Annotated in this window: 16 protein-coding genes; 11 read left to right on the forward strand and 5 right to left on the reverse strand. The window is 58.1% G+C overall.

Going from position 1 to position 15,288, the window contains the following annotated elements:
- Positions 1 to 12: 12 nt before the first annotated feature.
- Together NW805_RS04785 and NW805_RS04790 are read right to left on the reverse strand one after the other, a co-directional pair.
- Positions 13 to 756: a class I SAM-dependent methyltransferase gene (locus tag NW805_RS04785; RefSeq protein WP_011432803.1), complete on the reverse strand. Its 744-nt coding sequence runs from the start codon at positions 754 to 756 to the stop codon at positions 13 to 15.
- Positions 757 to 786: 30 nt separating this feature from the next.
- Positions 787 to 1,314 (reverse strand): FHA domain-containing protein, encoded by a 528-nt coding sequence (locus NW805_RS04790; RefSeq protein WP_011432802.1) that lies wholly within the window; start codon positions 1,312 to 1,314, stop codon positions 787 to 789.
- Between the two features lie 391 nt (positions 1,315 to 1,705).
- On the opposite strand from NW805_RS04790, the gene NW805_RS04795 reads away from it, so the two are divergent.
- The 5 genes from NW805_RS04795 to NW805_RS04815 all read left to right on the forward strand — a co-directional run bounded on the left by NW805_RS04795 (position 1,706) and on the right by NW805_RS04815 (position 5,449).
- Positions 1,706 to 2,350: a DUF3038 domain-containing protein gene (locus tag NW805_RS04795; protein WP_414341745.1), complete on the forward strand. Its 645-nt coding sequence runs from the start codon at positions 1,706 to 1,708 to the stop codon at positions 2,348 to 2,350.
- A gap of 73 nt (positions 2,351 to 2,423) precedes the next feature.
- Positions 2,424 to 3,371 (forward strand): DUF4335 domain-containing protein, encoded by a 948-nt coding sequence (locus NW805_RS04800; RefSeq protein ID WP_414421821.1) that lies wholly within the window; start codon positions 2,424 to 2,426, stop codon positions 3,369 to 3,371.
- Positions 3,372 to 3,769: 398 nt separating this feature from the next.
- Positions 3,770 to 4,807 carry a CobW family GTP-binding protein gene (locus NW805_RS04805; protein WP_414421822.1) on the forward strand — a complete coding sequence of 346 codons (1,038 nt, stop codon included), beginning with the start codon at positions 3,770 to 3,772 and terminating at the stop codon, positions 4,805 to 4,807.
- A gap of 91 nt (positions 4,808 to 4,898) precedes the next feature.
- Complete coding sequence (locus NW805_RS04810) at positions 4,899 to 5,225, forward strand: hypothetical protein (protein ID WP_238376924.1); 327 nt, start codon at positions 4,899 to 4,901, stop codon at positions 5,223 to 5,225.
- Positions 5,226 to 5,227: 2 nt separating this feature from the next.
- The gene (locus tag NW805_RS04815; RefSeq protein ID WP_011432797.1) at positions 5,228 to 5,449 is read left to right on the forward strand and encodes a hypothetical protein; all 222 of its coding nucleotides are present in this window, start codon (positions 5,228 to 5,230) and stop codon (positions 5,447 to 5,449) included.
- A 45-nt stretch (positions 5,450 to 5,494) separates the two neighbouring features.
- Here the strand turns inward: NW805_RS04815 and guaA are convergent, their stop codons facing one another.
- The gene (guaA, locus tag NW805_RS04820) at positions 5,495 to 7,045 is read right to left on the reverse strand and encodes a glutamine-hydrolyzing GMP synthase (protein ID WP_414421903.1); all 1,551 of its coding nucleotides are present in this window, start codon (positions 7,043 to 7,045) and stop codon (positions 5,495 to 5,497) included.
- Positions 7,046 to 7,465: 420 nt separating this feature from the next.
- Between guaA and NW805_RS04825 the strand changes: the two genes are divergently transcribed.
- The 3 genes from NW805_RS04825 (at position 7,466) to NW805_RS04835 (ending at position 9,718) form a co-directional block, all read left to right on the forward strand.
- Entirely contained in the window at positions 7,466 to 8,455 is a 990-nt protein-coding gene (locus tag NW805_RS04825) for a hypothetical protein (RefSeq protein WP_414421823.1), read from the forward strand.
- Positions 8,452 to 9,234 carry a 16S rRNA (guanine(527)-N(7))-methyltransferase RsmG gene (gene rsmG, locus NW805_RS04830; protein ID WP_414421824.1) on the forward strand — a complete coding sequence of 261 codons (783 nt, stop codon included), beginning with the start codon at positions 8,452 to 8,454 and terminating at the stop codon, positions 9,232 to 9,234. The genes NW805_RS04825 and rsmG overlap by 4 nt, the downstream gene beginning before the upstream one ends.
- Before the next feature lie 196 nt (positions 9,235 to 9,430).
- Positions 9,431 to 9,718, forward strand: coding sequence for an RNA recognition motif domain-containing protein (locus NW805_RS04835; RefSeq protein WP_414329140.1), 288 nt, complete (start codon positions 9,431 to 9,433; stop codon positions 9,716 to 9,718).
- Between the two features lie 75 nt (positions 9,719 to 9,793).
- Here NW805_RS04835 and NW805_RS04840 read toward each other — a convergent pair whose 3' ends face one another.
- Together NW805_RS04840 and NW805_RS04845 are read right to left on the reverse strand one after the other, a co-directional pair.
- Entirely contained in the window at positions 9,794 to 10,627 is an 834-nt protein-coding gene (locus NW805_RS04840; protein ID WP_011432792.1) for a metal ABC transporter permease, read from the reverse strand.
- 24 nt (positions 10,628 to 10,651) lie between these two features.
- Positions 10,652 to 11,413 (reverse strand): metal ABC transporter ATP-binding protein, encoded by a 762-nt coding sequence (locus NW805_RS04845; RefSeq protein ID WP_414421825.1) that lies wholly within the window; start codon positions 11,411 to 11,413, stop codon positions 10,652 to 10,654.
- A 63-nt stretch (positions 11,414 to 11,476) separates the two neighbouring features.
- Here NW805_RS04845 and NW805_RS04850 point away from each other — a divergent pair, with 63 nt between their 5' ends.
- The 3 genes from NW805_RS04850 (at position 11,477) to fabI (ending at position 15,286) form a co-directional block, all read left to right on the forward strand.
- Positions 11,477 to 12,412: a metal ABC transporter solute-binding protein, Zn/Mn family gene (locus NW805_RS04850; RefSeq protein WP_414421826.1), complete on the forward strand. Its 936-nt coding sequence runs from the start codon at positions 11,477 to 11,479 to the stop codon at positions 12,410 to 12,412.
- 72 nt (positions 12,413 to 12,484) lie between these two features.
- The gene (gene aspS, locus NW805_RS04855; protein ID WP_414421827.1) at positions 12,485 to 14,290 is read left to right on the forward strand and encodes an aspartate--tRNA ligase; all 1,806 of its coding nucleotides are present in this window, start codon (positions 12,485 to 12,487) and stop codon (positions 14,288 to 14,290) included.
- Between the two features lie 219 nt (positions 14,291 to 14,509).
- Positions 14,510 to 15,286, forward strand: coding sequence for an enoyl-ACP reductase FabI (gene fabI / locus NW805_RS04860; protein WP_011432788.1), 777 nt, complete (start codon positions 14,510 to 14,512; stop codon positions 15,284 to 15,286).
- Positions 15,287 to 15,288 lie beyond the last annotated feature (2 nt).

Consider the following 15,288-nt stretch of genomic DNA (forward strand, 5'->3'; position numbering starts at 1 on the left):
TTTTCTCCAATCTCAGCTTTTATCCCACTTGCGGTAACAGCGGGCGGTAATGAAATAGGGGTGAAACACCTCCAAAAAACAGCTTTGCAGCACCTGAAAGAATTGCTCTACCTTTTGCGGGTCGTCCAGGTGAAAAGGAAACTCGCCGTTAAACCCCTTGAAAAAGTACCAGTTGATCAAAAGCTTACCTGACGGCTTGAGCCAGTCGTAAAACTGCCGCAACTGCGCTGCTGGATCCGCCAGATGTTCCACCACATCGAAGCAGATGACCGTGTCAAAAAAGATCTCTTCTGGGAAGTTTTCTGGACAGTGGATGCGCTCGGTTAAGCCCAGCTTTTCCGCCCGCCATTGCACAAACTGCCGATGGATGGGGTTGATATCCCAGAAGATCACCTGATCCACCGCTGCGCAGAGGGCCGCCCCGATAGCATGGGTGCCGATGCCGCCGCCAAAATCCAACACCAACCCGCGGGCATGATCCGCCACCAGGCGTAAGGTATCGCCGATGTAGTCGGTGCTGCTCAGGTGCCAAGCCGCCAAATCCAGCAGATAGGCGGATCTCACCTGATCCCGATAAAACGCATCTGCCCGATCCCAGCCAAAGTCTCGCCGGCCCAACTCCGCCAATTGCTGCTGCCCTGCCCGCAGTTTCTCCCGCAGATCGGCAGCCCCAAGGCCCAGGAAGGATCCCAGATGGGCTTCTAGGTCAAAGGCATTTTGCCAGTAGCCGCTCAGAGCAGGTGGGATGGGGGGCACAGGAGGATTCAGAAGACTGGTTGGGTTGGCTTAGGCAACAGTGAAATCCTCTTCCTCTGGCTGAGCCAGGTTTTCCGGGTTCGGCTCCGTGTCTTTATTAAAATCAAAGGTGGATGGGGATGTAGAGCTAGCAGCATCCAGAGGCTGCAATAACTTGGCTAGGGTTTCCGGGCTGAGTCGATCCGTTGTCTCCACAATTGCTGTTACGTTCGGCCCAAACCTTATCTTATCTAGGAGCTGAAGGCGATGGGACAAAACCCGTTTTCCGTTGACGAATAGGCCATTGGTGCTGGGCCTGGATCCCGGACTGCCATCGAATACCATGTAGCTGTACTGCAGGGATCCCTGTGCAGTTGGCCCTGAACCTGGGATGCGGATGAGGGAAGCGTGTTTCCGAGAGACGCAGGGATCGTAAAGGCGAATATGATTGTCTTTAGACCGTCCCACTGAGTAATAGATACTATCCAGAACAACCCCCCTCTGCCCCAATCGATCCCTGAAGATCAAGACCCAGTGAACAGGGACAGGCTGAGTACTGCAGCGAGCAGAAGAGGCCATGATGAATCAAGCTGCACCTAGAGTCGCTGGTGTCAACAAAAGGGAAACTCAATAAAGGTGGGTAGTCACTTAGCTCTTAAAGGCCAAAGCAGCAGCTGCTTTCCCCATTATAAGTAGCCATCCCCCTGAGTCCAAAAGCCCAAGTTCAGCTAGGAGTAGGGGTGTTGCCGAAACAGAAACCGGCCCAGAAAACCCATTCTTATTGGTCTAAGATGCATCCAGAGTTACCCCGTTTTGGGGAAGAACCCTGAGAGCTCAACTCTCGGCAGGCTGGCGAGCAGTCTAGCATGCCCAAAGTCTTTTAGACTAGAGCGCAGGGAGGTAGGTTGCAGGTTTGGCTTGGACAGGAGATCATAGAGTTTCGTCGAAACCCAAAGCTCCCATTGACAGCGTGACGGTGGAACACAAGCACATTCAGTTAGACAGTCGGCCCGTTGGCCTGAACACAGCCACCGGTACCATCAAAGCCCAGTTGGACTTGCTACTGCTGGGGTTGGAGTCCCTGAGCGGAGAAAGTTCCGAAGCGGTTCTGGCCGCAGCCAAAGCCCTCAACTTGGAAGAGCAGATTGGCGACCGGGTGACCCTCTGGCGACTGCGCAATGCTAACCCCTTGCGCCGCAGCAGCGGTGGGCGCAAAAAGGTCGATATCGAAGAGGCCCGCGCCCTGGTGATGGTGATTGCCTATCTGGCTGCTCAGCAACAAGCCCGTATCCGCAGCACCTTGGAGCAACTGGAAGCCGCTGTCGATCAAGAGCTCAGCCCCTTCCGTCAGCCGCTGGTGGGAGATTACTTGGATGAATTCCTCTCTCACTACCGCAGCCGCATGGTGGATGGGGACGTGCGCGATGAGAATAGCCTCACCGAGCTGGCCCTGCGCATCTTGATTGAGCTGATGTTCTACAGTAGCCCGAAAGGCGCTCAGCGCCTGTGGAAAGCTTTGCTCAGCCGTCCTGAGATGGATTTGCCTGCCGGCAGCGATCTGGAAGAAGAGGGGGTAGCCCACAGCTCCGGCCCCGATACCTCACCCTCTTCTTGAGGCAGGTTCGTCAATTATCACCTCTGTTATCGCCTCTGTAGCCCTCTGCCCGTGTTGTTTGCCCGCAGTTGCCATGCCCAGCCTCACCCTGATTAGCCACACCTATCAACAACCCACTTCTACGCTGACTGTACGGGGAGAAGCCCCTGCCGATTCCAATTCTTCAGACTCCTCTGCAACGCCGCCGCTGCAAGCCATCCAGCGCAGCTTCGAGTGTCAGTTGGAAATCCGCCAGGGGGAGATAGTCAAAACTTTACACGGCGATAACGTTTGGCTCAACGATTTGATCACCGTAATCGACCGCTACGTGGGATCCCACTTGAGTGGGGAACCCAAGGGAACCTTCAGCGGTACCGTGGCCATCCGTCCGCTTGATTTTATTTTTCATCGTCTCACGGTGCGCCAAGGGGAAGATCGCATCGCACAAGTAGATCTGTCGATGACGCAGTTGTACGACCTGCTGGAGAACCTCTCCCAGGTGGCCGACGATATTCCCCAACTGGCCAGTCTGGGAACTTCGGTGGCGCGGGCTTGGTATCGACAGCCCACTGGGATCGCGGCCCTGCTGGTGGGAGGGATCGCAGTTGTGGCCGGTGTTGGGATCTGGGCCAGTCGCCCCCCTAGGGATCCCACAGCTTCCCCTTCCCCGCAAGAGCAGCTCACCATCCCTGACTTGACGGGTCAATCGCAGCCTTTGGCCACATCCCTCCAAGAATCTGACCCAACAGCGGGAAGAGAGGCAGCAGGGGCGGATCCCCTTTCCCGTCTGCGAGACATTTTGGCAGAGCAGTGGCAGTCTCCCCCCGATTGGCCAGAGAGCTTGGTCTACCGGGTAACGGTGGATAGGACGGGATCCCCCCTGGCCGCCGAGCCGGAGAATGAGCTTGCCCGAGAGCGCCGAGCCGAAACCCCCTTTGCCAACCTGCCCGATCTGACACCGGATCCCTTGCCAACAGGCGCACAACAGTTCCGCGTCAGCCTAGAGCCGGGCAACCAGGTGGAAGTAACCCAGGACAGGTAGGCATCCCGACAGGCCAAGCTGGGGTGGGTCAGCACTATAGTCTACCTAGGGATGTTATCGATAGTCACTTCAGGTTAGGGTGAGACCCGTGGGCCACTGAGAACAGCTCTCTGGCCCCCTGCGTTCAACGTTTTAGGTGTTGGGTGCATTGTCCCAGTTTGAATCGAAATAACCCTACTTTCAGGGCTGGGGGATTAGAGGAAGCGATCTGACCCTGGAGGATTAAGCCGGAAAGAGAGAGACCATCCAGTTCAGACAGCCAAGGCTGCCGCCAATGCCGAGGCGCAAAGGCTCTACTGATCGCATCTGAAGGGTTTAATCGGCTTCAGACAGCTAGGGCAATGAGGACAAGAGGATAAAGTGGAAGAGTTCCCTCTATATCGGATCGCTGCCACTCTATGACCGCAACCATCGAAGTGCCTAAGCGAGGCTTACCTGTCACCATCATCACAGGTTTTTTGGGCAGTGGGAAAACCACCCTTCTCAACCACATCCTCAACAACCAGAAAGGGATGCGCACAGCGGTGCTGGTCAACGAGTTCGGCGAGATCAGCATCGATGCGGAACTGATCGTCTCCAGCGAAGAAGACTTGGTGGAGCTGAACAACGGCTGCATCTGCTGCACCATCCGGGACGACATCGCCGAGAGTGTTTTGCGGCTGATGGAACGCTCTGACCACATCGACTACTTGGTGGTGGAGACCACGGGATTGGCCGATCCCTTGCCGGTTGCCCTCACCTTTTTGGGGCCAGAATTGCGAGATCTGACGCGGCTGGACTCGATTATCACCCTGGTAGATGCCACCAACTTTGCCCCCGATCTGTTCAACAGCGACGTGGCCTATAGCCAAATTGCCTATGGAGATGTGATTCTCCTCAACAAAACCGATCTGGTCGAGGAAGCTGAAATCGAGCGTCTGGAAAAACGCATCCGCGAGATCAAAGAAGATGCCCGCATTTTGCGCACTGTCAATAGCGCAGTCCCCCTGGAGCTGATCTTGGATACCGATTTGTTTCAGGCCAGTTCCTTGCCCCGAGAAGAGGCCCACGTTCACGACAGTCACGACCACCATGACCATGAGCACGATCATGACCACCACCACTCCCATCACAGCCACATCGAGGCTGACGGCTTTAACTCCCTAGCCTTTGAGAGCGATCAGCCCTTCTCTTTGGATGCTTTCCAAAATTTTCTCAACGAGTTGCCCGATGCAGTCTTTCGTGCCAAAGGGGTGTTGTGGTTCGAGGAAAGCCCAGAGCGACATATCTTTCACCTCAGCGGTCGGCGCTATACCCTCAGCAGCGATGAGTGGCCTCGCCAGCCCAAAAACCAGTTGGTGCTCATCGGTCAGCGGCTCGATACAGCCCGGTTGCGGGAAAAACTCCAGGCCTGTATTGCCCGTCCGGCCACGCGGGGTCGAGGGTTTGGTCGCTGAATCAGGGATTGGCGGCAGTCCAGGCTCAAAACAGTCGGGCAATGTTCCAGCAGCCTCGATCATGAAGCCCTGAGGTGATGGCGCACCCTCCATGTCCGACATCTTCGTGATGATCCGCAACCAGGCCAACAACGCGCTCACCTCCATCGATGGGATCCCTTTTCTCAGTTTCCTGGAGCGAGAGGGGCAGTTGATTGCAGAAGAAACCATTGAGTTGATCTATGCAGACGCTGGATTTGATGACCTGCCGATTGGAGAATACACTGTGGGGGTACGGCATGAACGGGTGGAACCCCCGAAAGCCACCTGCCCGGTCAGTATTGCCTCTGAAGACGAGGTTGTTTTGGTAACATTTGTTTACCTTGAGCCCGAGCGGGTTTTGCTGACTATTCACGTCTCTGTGGAGAAGAGGTTGTAGCCATGACTGTCAAGGTCATCCCATCGCGCTCGATCAAAGCCTTTCGCTATCGGGTGTTCTGTTTGGGACAGGATCTCTGGAATGCCCGGGATCCGATTAGCCGTGCCAACCTTGCTCTGCAACTGGCGGATGCCGCTACGACTTTGGCCCGAATGGAAGTCCAAGCCGCTCAGCCCTTCAGCTCAAGCCCTTCCTATTCCCTGCCGGAAGCTGGCCATAGGTAGCCATCGATCCAGCCGGGAATCGAGGCCAGACGCAAGGGATCCCGCCTACTCCCACTCGATGGTGCCAGGGGGCTTGGAGGTGATGTCGTAAACCACGCGGTTGATGCCGGGCACCTCGTTGACAATGCGGTTGGAAATGGTGGCTAAGAGATCGTAGGGAACCCGCGCCCAATCGGCGGTCATACCGTCTTCGCTGGTAACCAGCCGCACCACCACCGGGCAGGCATAGGTGCGCTTATCCCCCATCACCCCCACCGACCGCACCACTGGCAGCAGCACGGCAAAGGCTTGCCAAAGTTTGGGATAGTAGCCGGAGCGGTTGATCTCCTGCCGCACGATCATGTCCACTTCTCGCAGGGTTTCCAGCCGTTCTTTGGTAACCTCGCCTACAATGCGGATGGCCAGCCCCGGCCCCGGAAAAGGATGGCGGCCCACAATCTCTTCCGGCAGACCCAAAGAGCGGGCCAGTTGCCGCACCTCGTCTTTGAAGAGCTTGCGCAAAGGCTCTACCAGCTTAAAGCGCAGATTTTCGGGCAGGCCGCCGACATTGTGATGGCTTTTGATCTTGACGGCAATGCGTTCTCCAGTAACCGGATCCACATGGGTATTGGCAGACTCGATCACGTCTGGGTAGAGAGTGCCTTGGGCTAAGTACTCAAAAGGACCCAGCCGCTGGGATTCTTCCTCAAACACGCGAATAAACTCTGCCCCAATTCGTTTGCGTTTTTCTTCGGGATCGGTAACCCCCTGCAACTGCCGGAGAAACCGCTCCTGGCCATCCACGTAGTGGACGGGAATGTGAAATTGCTCTTGGAAAAGGCGCAGCAGCCGCTGGGGCTCTTCCTTGCGCATAAACCCTTGGTCGATGAACACGCAGGTGAGCTGGTCGCCGATGGCCTTGTGCAGCAGAAAAGCCAAAGTAGAGCTGTCTACCCCCCCCGAGAGGGCCAACAGCACCTTCTTATTGCCCACACGGGCACGTACCTCTCGAATGGCTTCCTCCAGAAAAGCTGCCGTTGTCCAGGTGGGCTCGCAACCGCAGATGTGATAGACAAAGTTGCGGATGAGAAAGGCGCCAGCCTCTGAGTGGGCCACCTCCGGATGAAATTGCACCCCGTAGAGACGACGCCTTGGATCGGCAATGGCGGCACAGGGGGTGTTGTCGGTAGAGGCCAAGGTGTGAAAGCCCGGCGGCAGTTCGGTAACCGAATCCCCGTGGCTCATCCACATGATGCTGTTTTCCGGCAGGTTGGTGAGCAGGTCGGTGGGATCCAAAATGTGCAGAGCGGCACGGCCATATTCCCCCTTCTGGGCTGCTTCCACCTTGCCCCCCAACTGCTGCACCATGAGTTGCATGCCGTAGCACACCCCCAGAACCGGGATCCCTAGGTTCCAAATCTCGGGGTCACACACCGGAGCGGCTGGCTCATACACCGAGTTGGGGCCCCCAGAGAGGATAATGCCCTGCGGTTGCAGTTGCCGCAGTTGCTCAGCAGTGGTGCGATAGGAAAGGATTTCCGAATAGACGTGGGTTTCGCGAATGCGGCGGGCAATCAGCTCAGAGTACTGGGATCCAAAATCGAGAATGACGATCATCTGGCGCTGCACTTCGAGGGGGGAAAGGCCGGAACTGGGAGGAGATGCAGAAGGGATCACAAAACCTGGCACAGTGCACAATAAAAAAGCCGGTCCAAGAGACTAGCTTGGCTATGGATACGATGGATACGAAAGAAACATTAAGGGCTCTTCCATGGTAACAGGGGTGGAGAGCTTGCACGCGGCTGCCTGCTCTAAAAAGCCTCTGTCAGGCTTGCCGAGAAAACAGCGCTTCTCGGAGGAGTCTCGCCGAAAAACCGCCTGATGAGCCCCTGAAAAAGCTGGCCACCGGCTGGGCATGACTCCCGCCAACAACGCAATACAGAAGCCAGATGACCTAGCAAAGTTAAGACTTATGATCGTGAAGGAGCGCTCCAGGCCGGTGGGGGTATTGGTAGGGATCCGCAGTGCCATTTTTTTATGTCGATTGTTGCCGAGTCCTTTCAAACCTATCTGCGCCGCCGCCGTCGTCTTCTAGCCCGCCGTCTCAAGCGACAGCAGGGCTGGGTCGTGGTTTTGGCTCTGCTGGCTTTGTACTTGCTCAGTTGGGATGCGCTGGGCGAAGATGGGTCACTATCGCACCTGTGGAGGGGACAACCCCTGTGGCTGGTGGTGATCCCGCTGTTGGGGGGAGGGCTGTACAGCTTGGGCGCCGGGGTGATCTGGATGCTGCGCCAGCGCTGGTCTGCCCAGCTGTTGGCCGAGATGATCAGCTTGCCCCATTTGACTTTGGCTGCCCTGATCTGGCTGGGGTTAGCCGTTTGGGGAGAGCACCTTTCGCCTTTCCTGTTGCGACAAAAAAACCAATTGTTGGCGGGCCTGTTGATCAGTTGGCTGTTGGCCCAGGGGTGGAGTTTTTTCCAGACAGGTTGGGTAGTAGAGGCTGGGCAACTGTGGGCCGACTATCTGCAGGAGCTGCGCGGTTCTGTATTACAGCCCTGCTACCAGCGCCTGGAAACCTGTCGTCTTTCGCTCCATCTTTACCACGCCATTTGGCAAGACCTGCAACTGGAAGAACTGGAGGCCCAGCACCTGATTCAACTGTTGTCTGAGTCGTTGCTGCCGCTGACCCTGCCGCTCAAGGTCTATGCTCAGCGGGTTCACCATTGCTGTCAGCAGTTGGCAGCCCTGCTGGCGCAAATGCAGGAGCGGGTAGAGCGGTTGGAGCAGGTGCTTTTGAATGTAGAGCTGGAGTTGGCCTCTCATCAGTTGCTTCAGGCTCAGCCGCAGCCGATTAACTTGCTGGCGGAAGATTGGGCCAGCTGTCAGGAGCTGGATTTGCAGGAGTTGGTTTGCTTAAACCAAGAGCTGCTGGGCACCGACCGTTCTTTGCAGGGCTTGACCCAAGAGCTGAAAGGCTGGGCCGACAGAGCCATCCCCGCTGGATTGAAACTGGGATCCCTGGGATGAAGAAGGCTGACGCTCCTTCCTCTGAGCCTCCAGAGCTCAAGGCCCTGTGGGAAAGCTGGCTGGCGGATCTGGGTTGGCAGCCCTCTGAGCAGCAGCAGCAGCAACTGCAACAGCTCTATCCCTTGGTGATGGCCGGAAACCGAACCCAGAACCTGACCCGCATCACCGATCCCATCGATTTTTGGGAGAAACACCTGTGGGATTCTCTGCGGGGCCTGCGCCTGCTGGGATCCTGGGAGGCAATCCAAGCTCAACCCTGGCGGGGGATCGACATCGGCACCGGGGCAGGGTTTCCAGGGATCCCGGCCCAAATTGCCCTGCCCCAAACCCGCTTTACCCTGCTGGACAGCACCCAACGCAAGATTGCCTTTGTACAGGACACCTTGCAAAGGCTCTCCCTCACCCAAGCGCGGGCAGTGGCTCAGCGGGCCGAAATTTGGGGGCAAGACCCGCAGGAACGGGGCAGCTATGATATTGCTCTGGCCAGGGCCCTGGCCTCGGCGGAGACCTGCGCCGAGTATTGCCTGCCTCTGCTCAAGGTGGGGGGACGCGCCATCCTCTATCGCGGCCATTGGACCGAGGCAGAAGCCCAAACTTTGGAGCAGGCCCTTGAGCTCCTGGGCGGAAAACTGATCCATGTAGAAGCCTTCACCACACCCCGCAGCCGTGGGGTGCGCCACTGCCTACTGCTGGAGAAAGTAGCCCCCACGCCGCCTCCTTATCCCCGCTCTCCCGGCACTCCCAAACGCCAACCGTTGGGCCAAAGCAATCGCCCATGAAGGTTAGGATCCTGAGTTTCCATCTTGCTACAAAAGCTTCTCCCAATTCTCGGACAAAAAGCTGCAAGGATAGCTTTGCAAATGCCATTGGGAAGACTAAGATGTGATTGGCATGAGGTTCGGATTGAGCGAATGGTTTAACCAGGTGAGCCTCCGAACTGAACGCTAAAGGGTAAGGTTCGGAGTTTGCTACACCATGACCATTTTTGTAGGTAATTTGTCCTTCAAGGCCAGCGAAGAAGACCTGCGGCTTGTGTTTGCCGAATACGGCACCGTTAAGCAAATTAAGCTGCCAGTGGATCGGGAGACTGGCCGTAAACGGGGCTTTGCCTTTGTGGAGCTGGAAAACGAAGCTGATGAGCAAAAAGCCATCGACGAGCTGGATGGCGCTACTTGGATGGGCCGGGATTTGAGGGTCAACAAGGCGTTGCCTCGGCAGGCCGGTGCAGGCGGCAGTCGGGATGGCCGCTCTTCCCGCTTCTGAGTTGACTACCTACCGCTTTCTACCCTCTCTCAGATGAGGTTCGAACCAGGGATCCCGACCTGCGATCCCTGGTTTCTAGCGCGTTCCTGAGAACACTCTGCCCAGAAAGGCCAGGCTAAACCAGGCGGAGGCCACCAGGACGATGGCCGGGCCAGAGGCCACATTGAGGTAGTAGCTGGCGTACATCCCCAGCAGGCTGGCGCTCACCCCAAATAGGGATCCCAACAGCATCACCTGGTGCAATCGAGGCACCACCAGATAGGCGGTTGCCGCTGGCGTGATCAGCATGGCCAACACCAAGAGCACGCCCACTGCCTTCATGCTGGCCACCAACGTCAGGGAGGTGAGCACCATCAGCCCCCACCCCAGCCGCTCGGTGGGCAGGCCGGCTGCTTTGGCCCCCAAGGGATCGAAGCTGTAAAAGGTCAATTCCTTGAAGAAGAGGGCCACTAACCCCAACACCAAAAGGGTGATGCCCACCACTGTCAGCACATCGACAGCATTCACCCCCAGGAGGTTGCCGAAGAGGAAGTGGTTGAGATCGATGCGAGCCCGCCGTTGGATCAAAGTGATCAACAGGATCCCCAAGGCAAAAAAGGCCGAAAAGACGATCCCCATGGCTGCATCCGGCTTGAGGGGGCTGGCGGAGCGGATCCATTGAATTAAGAGGGCGCTGAGGAGACCGGCCACAAAGGCTCCCACAAACAGGTTGAGGCCCAGCATGTAGGCAATGGCCAGGCCCGGCAGCAGCGAATGGCTGATGGCATCCCCCAGGAGGGCCAAGCTTTGCACCAGCAGATAGCTGCCCACCACGGCACAGAGAATGCCGACGGCCACCGCCACCAGCAGAGCCCGTTGCATGAAGGCAAAACTCAAGGGATCCGCCAGGCTGTGCCAGAGCCATTCCATAACGTTGTTGACCTCAAACTCTCCCTAGGCAGCTGAGTCCAGCAGCAGGGCTCGGCCATAGGCCCGCTGCAACACCGCTGGCTGCAACACCTCCCGCGGGGATCCCTGGGCAATTAAGACACGGTTGAGGAGGAGCACTTCGTCGAAGTAGGCCCGGGCCTGCCCCAAATCGTGGTGCACCACCATCACGATGTGGCCGGCATCTGCCAGCTCCCGCAACACCTGGAACAAAATAGCTTCGCTGGGCTGGTCGATCCCGGCAAAGGGTTCGTCAAGGGCGTAGATCTCCGCTTCTTGCGCCAAGGCCCGCGCCAGGAACACCCGCTGCTGTTGTCCCCCCGACAGCTTTCCAATGGGGCGATCCCGGTAGGCCCCCATCCCCACCCGCTCCAGGGCTTGAGCAGCCCGCTGCTGCCCCTTTTTCCCGATGCGGCGAAACCAGCCAGCAGCTCTCACCTGCCCCATCAACACCACATCCCACACCGTGGCGGGAAACGACCAGTCGATGGCCGAGCGCTGGGGTACATAGGCCACTTGCTCTCCCCGCAGTGCTTGTCCGCCGTAGCGCACTTCCCCCCGTTCCAGCGGCACCAACCCCAACAGCCCCTTGAGAAAGGTGCTTTTGCCGGCCCCGTTGGGCCCAAGGATGCCCGTGAGGCGGCCCGGCGCGATTTCAGCCTGGATCCCTTGCAGCACCTGCAGGCTGCCGTAACGCACCGTCAGATCCCGCACCACCAGGGATCCCCTGGCCGGGCGAAGAGGGAGAGGAGCAGATTGCTTTTTCATTTTGCTTTCATTTTCGAGTAAGTCCAGTATACCCTAAAGGGGTACCTAAATCATGAAACGATAATGAAAAGTCCTGTCTTCCTTTGGGGGCGGCGCCGTTGGGTAGCGGCCTTCGGCTTGGCGATCAGCAGTTTTCTGGCCCTAGCCGGTTCGGGTTGGGCGCGTCCCCGCGTTGTGGCCACCACCACACTGATCGCCGATTGGGTGGAGCAGGTGGGCCAAGATCGCATCCAGCTCACCAGCCTGCTGCAGCCGGGGATGGATCCCCATGTCTACGAGCCAACGCCGGCGGATGGGGTGGCCCTAGAGCAGGCAGACTTGGTGTTCTGGAATGGCTACAACCTGGAGCCGGGGTTGATGCGCCTCATCGAGGCCACAGCCCAACAGGCGCGGCGGGTTGCCTTGGCCGAGATCCTTGAACCTATTGTTGCCAACGAGGACGGGATCCCCACTCCCGACCCCCACGTGTGGGGCAATGTGGAAAACGTCATCCGCATGGTGGAGCGCATCGCCCAAGAGCTGGCGGAACAGGTGCCTGGCGAGGCGACCTTCTTCCAAACCAATGCTGCTGCCTATCGAGCAGAGCTGGAGGAGCTTCATGCCTGGATTGGGGAGCAAATTCAGACCATCCCCCCTCCCAACCGGGTTTTGGTGACCACCCACGATGCCTTTGCCTACTACACCCAAGCCTACGGCCTGAAAATGGGGGGATCCCTGCTGGGGATCAGCACCGAAGAACAGCCCAGCGCCCAGACTGTGGCCCGGTTGGTGGCCGAGATCCGCGCTCTACAGGTGCCGGCTGTCTTTGCCGAGACCACCCTCAACCCCGCTCTCCTCCAAACGGTGGCCACCGAAGCCGGGGTCAAGGTAGCCGAACAGAAACTGTACTCGGACTCTTTGGGGGAGCCAGGCAGCGGCACCGAAACTTACGTTGCCATGATGCGCCACAACACCTGCACGATTGTGGTAGCCCTGGGCGGATCCCCTGAATGCTCTTGAGAAGCTGAGTCGAGGCAGGAGGTCTGAGTTTTGTATGATAGGGGCTCAGACCCTTGTTCTCTCACCTCTTCCATGCCTGCTGCCATCCATCGCCCGGCCCGCTCTCTCTACTGTGGCGAAGTCCGCCCGGCCCACATTGGCCAGACCGTCACCCTCTACGGCTGGATCGACCGCCGCCGCGACCACGGGGGGGTGATCTTTCTGGATTTGCGGGATCGCTCTGGCATTGTGCAACTGGTGGCGGATCCGCAGAAAACTCCGCAGTCATATCCACTGGCGGGGGAAGTGCGCAACGAATATGTGGTGCGGGTAACGGGAACTGTCCAGCAACGGCCCCCCGACTCCTTCAACCCTCGCCTGGCCACCGGCGAAGTCGAGATCTACGCCGAACAGTTGGAAGTGCTCAGTCCAGTCGGCAAGCAGCTCCCCTTCAGCGTCTCGGGAGAAGAAGCAGAGGAAGTGCGAGAAGAGATCCGCCTGCGCTATCGCTACCTGGATTTGCGGCGGGAGCGCATGTCCCGTAACCTGCAACTGCGCCACCGGGTCATCCAGGCCATCCGCCGTTTCCTAGAAGACGAGGAGGGCTTTGTCGAGGTGGAGACTCCCATTCTCACCCGCTCCACCCCAGAAGGGGCCAGAGACTACCTGGTGCCCAGCCGCGTCAACCCCGGCGAGTGGTTTGCCCTGCCGCAGTCGCCCCAGCTCTTTAAGCAGCTGCTGATGGTGGCTGGCGTGGATCGCTACTACCAGATCGCCCGCTGCTTTCGGGATGAGGATCTGCGGGCGGATCGGCAGCCGGAGTTCACCCAGTTGGACATGGAGATGAGCTTCATGGATCAAGAAGGGATCCTGGAGCTCAACGAGCGACTGATCTGCCATATCTTCAAAACTGTCAAAGGGATCCACCTGCCCCGTCCCTTCCCGCGCCTAACCTATGCCGAGGCCATGGCCCGCTACGGCTCCGACAAGCCTGACACCCGCTTTGGGATGGAGTTGGTGGATGTTTCGGAGGTGTTTCAGGGATCCCGATTCAAAGTCTTCGCCAAAGTGCTGGCTGAGGGCGGTTTGATCAAAATCCTGCCAGTGCCCGGCGGCGATGAAAAGATCTCCAACACCCGCATCAAACCAGGCGGGGATCTGTTCAAGCTGGTCACCCAGTATGGGGCGGGCGGCTTGGCCTTTATCCGGGTGCGGCCCGACAGCCTCGATACCATCGGCGCCCTGAAAGAGAGCTTGAGCCCCGAGCAGGAGAAGCGGTTGCTGGATCTCACCCAGGCCAAGCCAGGGGATCTGTTGCTGTTTGGGGCAGGGCCGGCGGCAGTGGTGAACGAGTCTTTGGGCCGGCTGCGGCTGCACCTGGGCCAGGAGCTGGGTTTGATCCCAGAGAACGCCTTGAATCTCCTCTGGATCACCGACTTTCCCATGTTTGAGTTCAACGCCGAAGAAAATCGCCTGGAAGCCCTGCACCACCCCTTTACCGCCCCCCACCCCGACGACTTGGCCGACCTGAAAACGGCGCGGGCCCAGGCTTATGACCTGGTGTGGAACGGCGTGGAAGTAGGAGGGGGATCCCTGCGGATTTACCAGCGGGAAATTCAGGAGCAGGTTTTTCAAGCGATTGGCCTCACCCCCGAACAGGCGCGGGACAAGTTTGGCTTTTTGTTGGAAGCCTTTGAGTATGGCACCCCGCCCCACGGCGGCATTGCCTACGGCCTGGATCGGCTGGTGATGTTGCTGGCCGGGGAAGATTCCATCCGGGATGTCATCGCCTTTCCCAAAACCCAGCAGGCGCGATGTTTGCTCACCGGCGCTCCTTCTAGCGTTGAGGCGAAGCAGCTCAAGGAACTGCACGTTGCTTCCACCTATCAGCCCGGTTGAGGGAGGTATCTTCCAACGACCACGGGTGCTCGATGATTTCGGCACGGGTAACAGGGCTGCGGAGATCCAGCAGACAATATTCCTTTTCAACCAAAAGGACTTTCATTGTGGAAGCCGGGCCTTTTTAACGGGAGTTCAGGAGTGCCTGGGATCCCTTCTCCCAGCCCCAGCTCCCACCTGTGGGAGGATAGAAAGGAATACACCCCTACTTTTTTTGCCATGCTACAGCTGACGGGAAAGAAAGCCTTGGTAACCGGCATTGCCAACGAGCGCTCCATTGCCTGGGGCATTGCTCAGCAACTGCACAAAGCGGGGGCCAGTCTAGGGGTTACCTATCTGCCGGACGAGCGGGATCGCTTCAAAACCAAAGTTCAGCAACTCACGGATCCCTTGCAGCCAGATTTTCTCCTCCCCTGCGACGTGCAAAGCGATCAGCAGATCAGCGATCTGTTTCAGGGGGTAACCGAAAAATGGGGTCAGGTCGATATTCTGGTTCACTGCCTGGCCTATGTCAAAAAAGAGGAGCTGAGCGGCAACTTCAGCGATATCTCGCGGGAGGGGTTTGCCCTGGCCATGGATGTGAGCACCTACTCCCTGATTGCCCTCTGCCGGGCTGCCAAGCCCCTACTGAGATCCGGCAGCAGTGTCCTCACCTTGACCTACTTGGGAGGAGTGCGAGTGGTGCCCAACTACAACATGGCTGCCGTCACCAAAGCGGGCCTGGAAACCTGTGTCCGCTACCTGGCTGCCGAGCTGGGCCCTGCCGGGATCCGGGTGAACGCCATTTCTGCCGGCCCAATCCGCACCTTGGCCTCATCGGCCATTTCCGATTTTCATGCCATGCTGCATGCTGTGGAGGAGAAAGCTCCCCTACGGCGCAATGTCACTCAAATAGAGGTGGGCAATGTGGCGGCTTTTCTGGCCAGCGACCTGGCCAGCGGCATTACCGGCCAGGTGATCTACGTGGATAGTGGGTATAGCATCCTGGGTTTTTAAGC

Origin of the sequence: Synechococcus sp. W60.1 (assembly GCF_047461575.1) — a bacterium.
Lineage (GTDB): Bacteria > Cyanobacteriota > Cyanobacteriia > Thermostichales > Thermostichaceae > Thermostichus.

Coding starts and splice junctions, on each gene's coding strand:
- guaA (WP_414421903.1), bottom strand. CDS start 7,045: ATGATCGTCATTCTCGATTTTGGATCCCAGTACTCTGAGCTGATTGCC.
- NW805_RS04790 (WP_011432802.1), bottom strand. CDS start 1,314: ATGGCCTCTTCTGCTCGCTGCAGTACTCAGCCTGTCCCTGTTCACTGG.
- aspS (WP_414421827.1), top strand. CDS start 12,485: ATGCCTGCTGCCATCCATCGCCCGGCCCGCTCTCTCTACTGTGGCGAA.
- NW805_RS04840 (WP_011432792.1), bottom strand. CDS start 10,627: ATGGAATGGCTCTGGCACAGCCTGGCGGATCCCTTGAGTTTTGCCTTC.
- NW805_RS04835 (WP_414329140.1), top strand. CDS start 9,431: ATGACCATTTTTGTAGGTAATTTGTCCTTCAAGGCCAGCGAAGAAGAC.
- fabI (WP_011432788.1), top strand. CDS start 14,510: ATGCTACAGCTGACGGGAAAGAAAGCCTTGGTAACCGGCATTGCCAAC.
- NW805_RS04825 (WP_414421823.1), top strand. CDS start 7,466: ATGTCGATTGTTGCCGAGTCCTTTCAAACCTATCTGCGCCGCCGCCGT.
- NW805_RS04845 (WP_414421825.1), bottom strand. CDS start 11,413: ATGAAAAAGCAATCTGCTCCTCTCCCTCTTCGCCCGGCCAGGGGATCC.
- NW805_RS04815 (WP_011432797.1), top strand. CDS start 5,228: ATGACTGTCAAGGTCATCCCATCGCGCTCGATCAAAGCCTTTCGCTAT.
- NW805_RS04805 (WP_414421822.1), top strand. CDS start 3,770: ATGACCGCAACCATCGAAGTGCCTAAGCGAGGCTTACCTGTCACCATC.
- NW805_RS04810 (WP_238376924.1), top strand. CDS start 4,899: ATGTCCGACATCTTCGTGATGATCCGCAACCAGGCCAACAACGCGCTC.
- NW805_RS04800 (WP_414421821.1), top strand. CDS start 2,424: ATGCCCAGCCTCACCCTGATTAGCCACACCTATCAACAACCCACTTCT.
- rsmG (WP_414421824.1), top strand. CDS start 8,452: ATGAAGAAGGCTGACGCTCCTTCCTCTGAGCCTCCAGAGCTCAAGGCC.
- NW805_RS04850 (WP_414421826.1), top strand. CDS start 11,477: ATGAAAAGTCCTGTCTTCCTTTGGGGGCGGCGCCGTTGGGTAGCGGCC.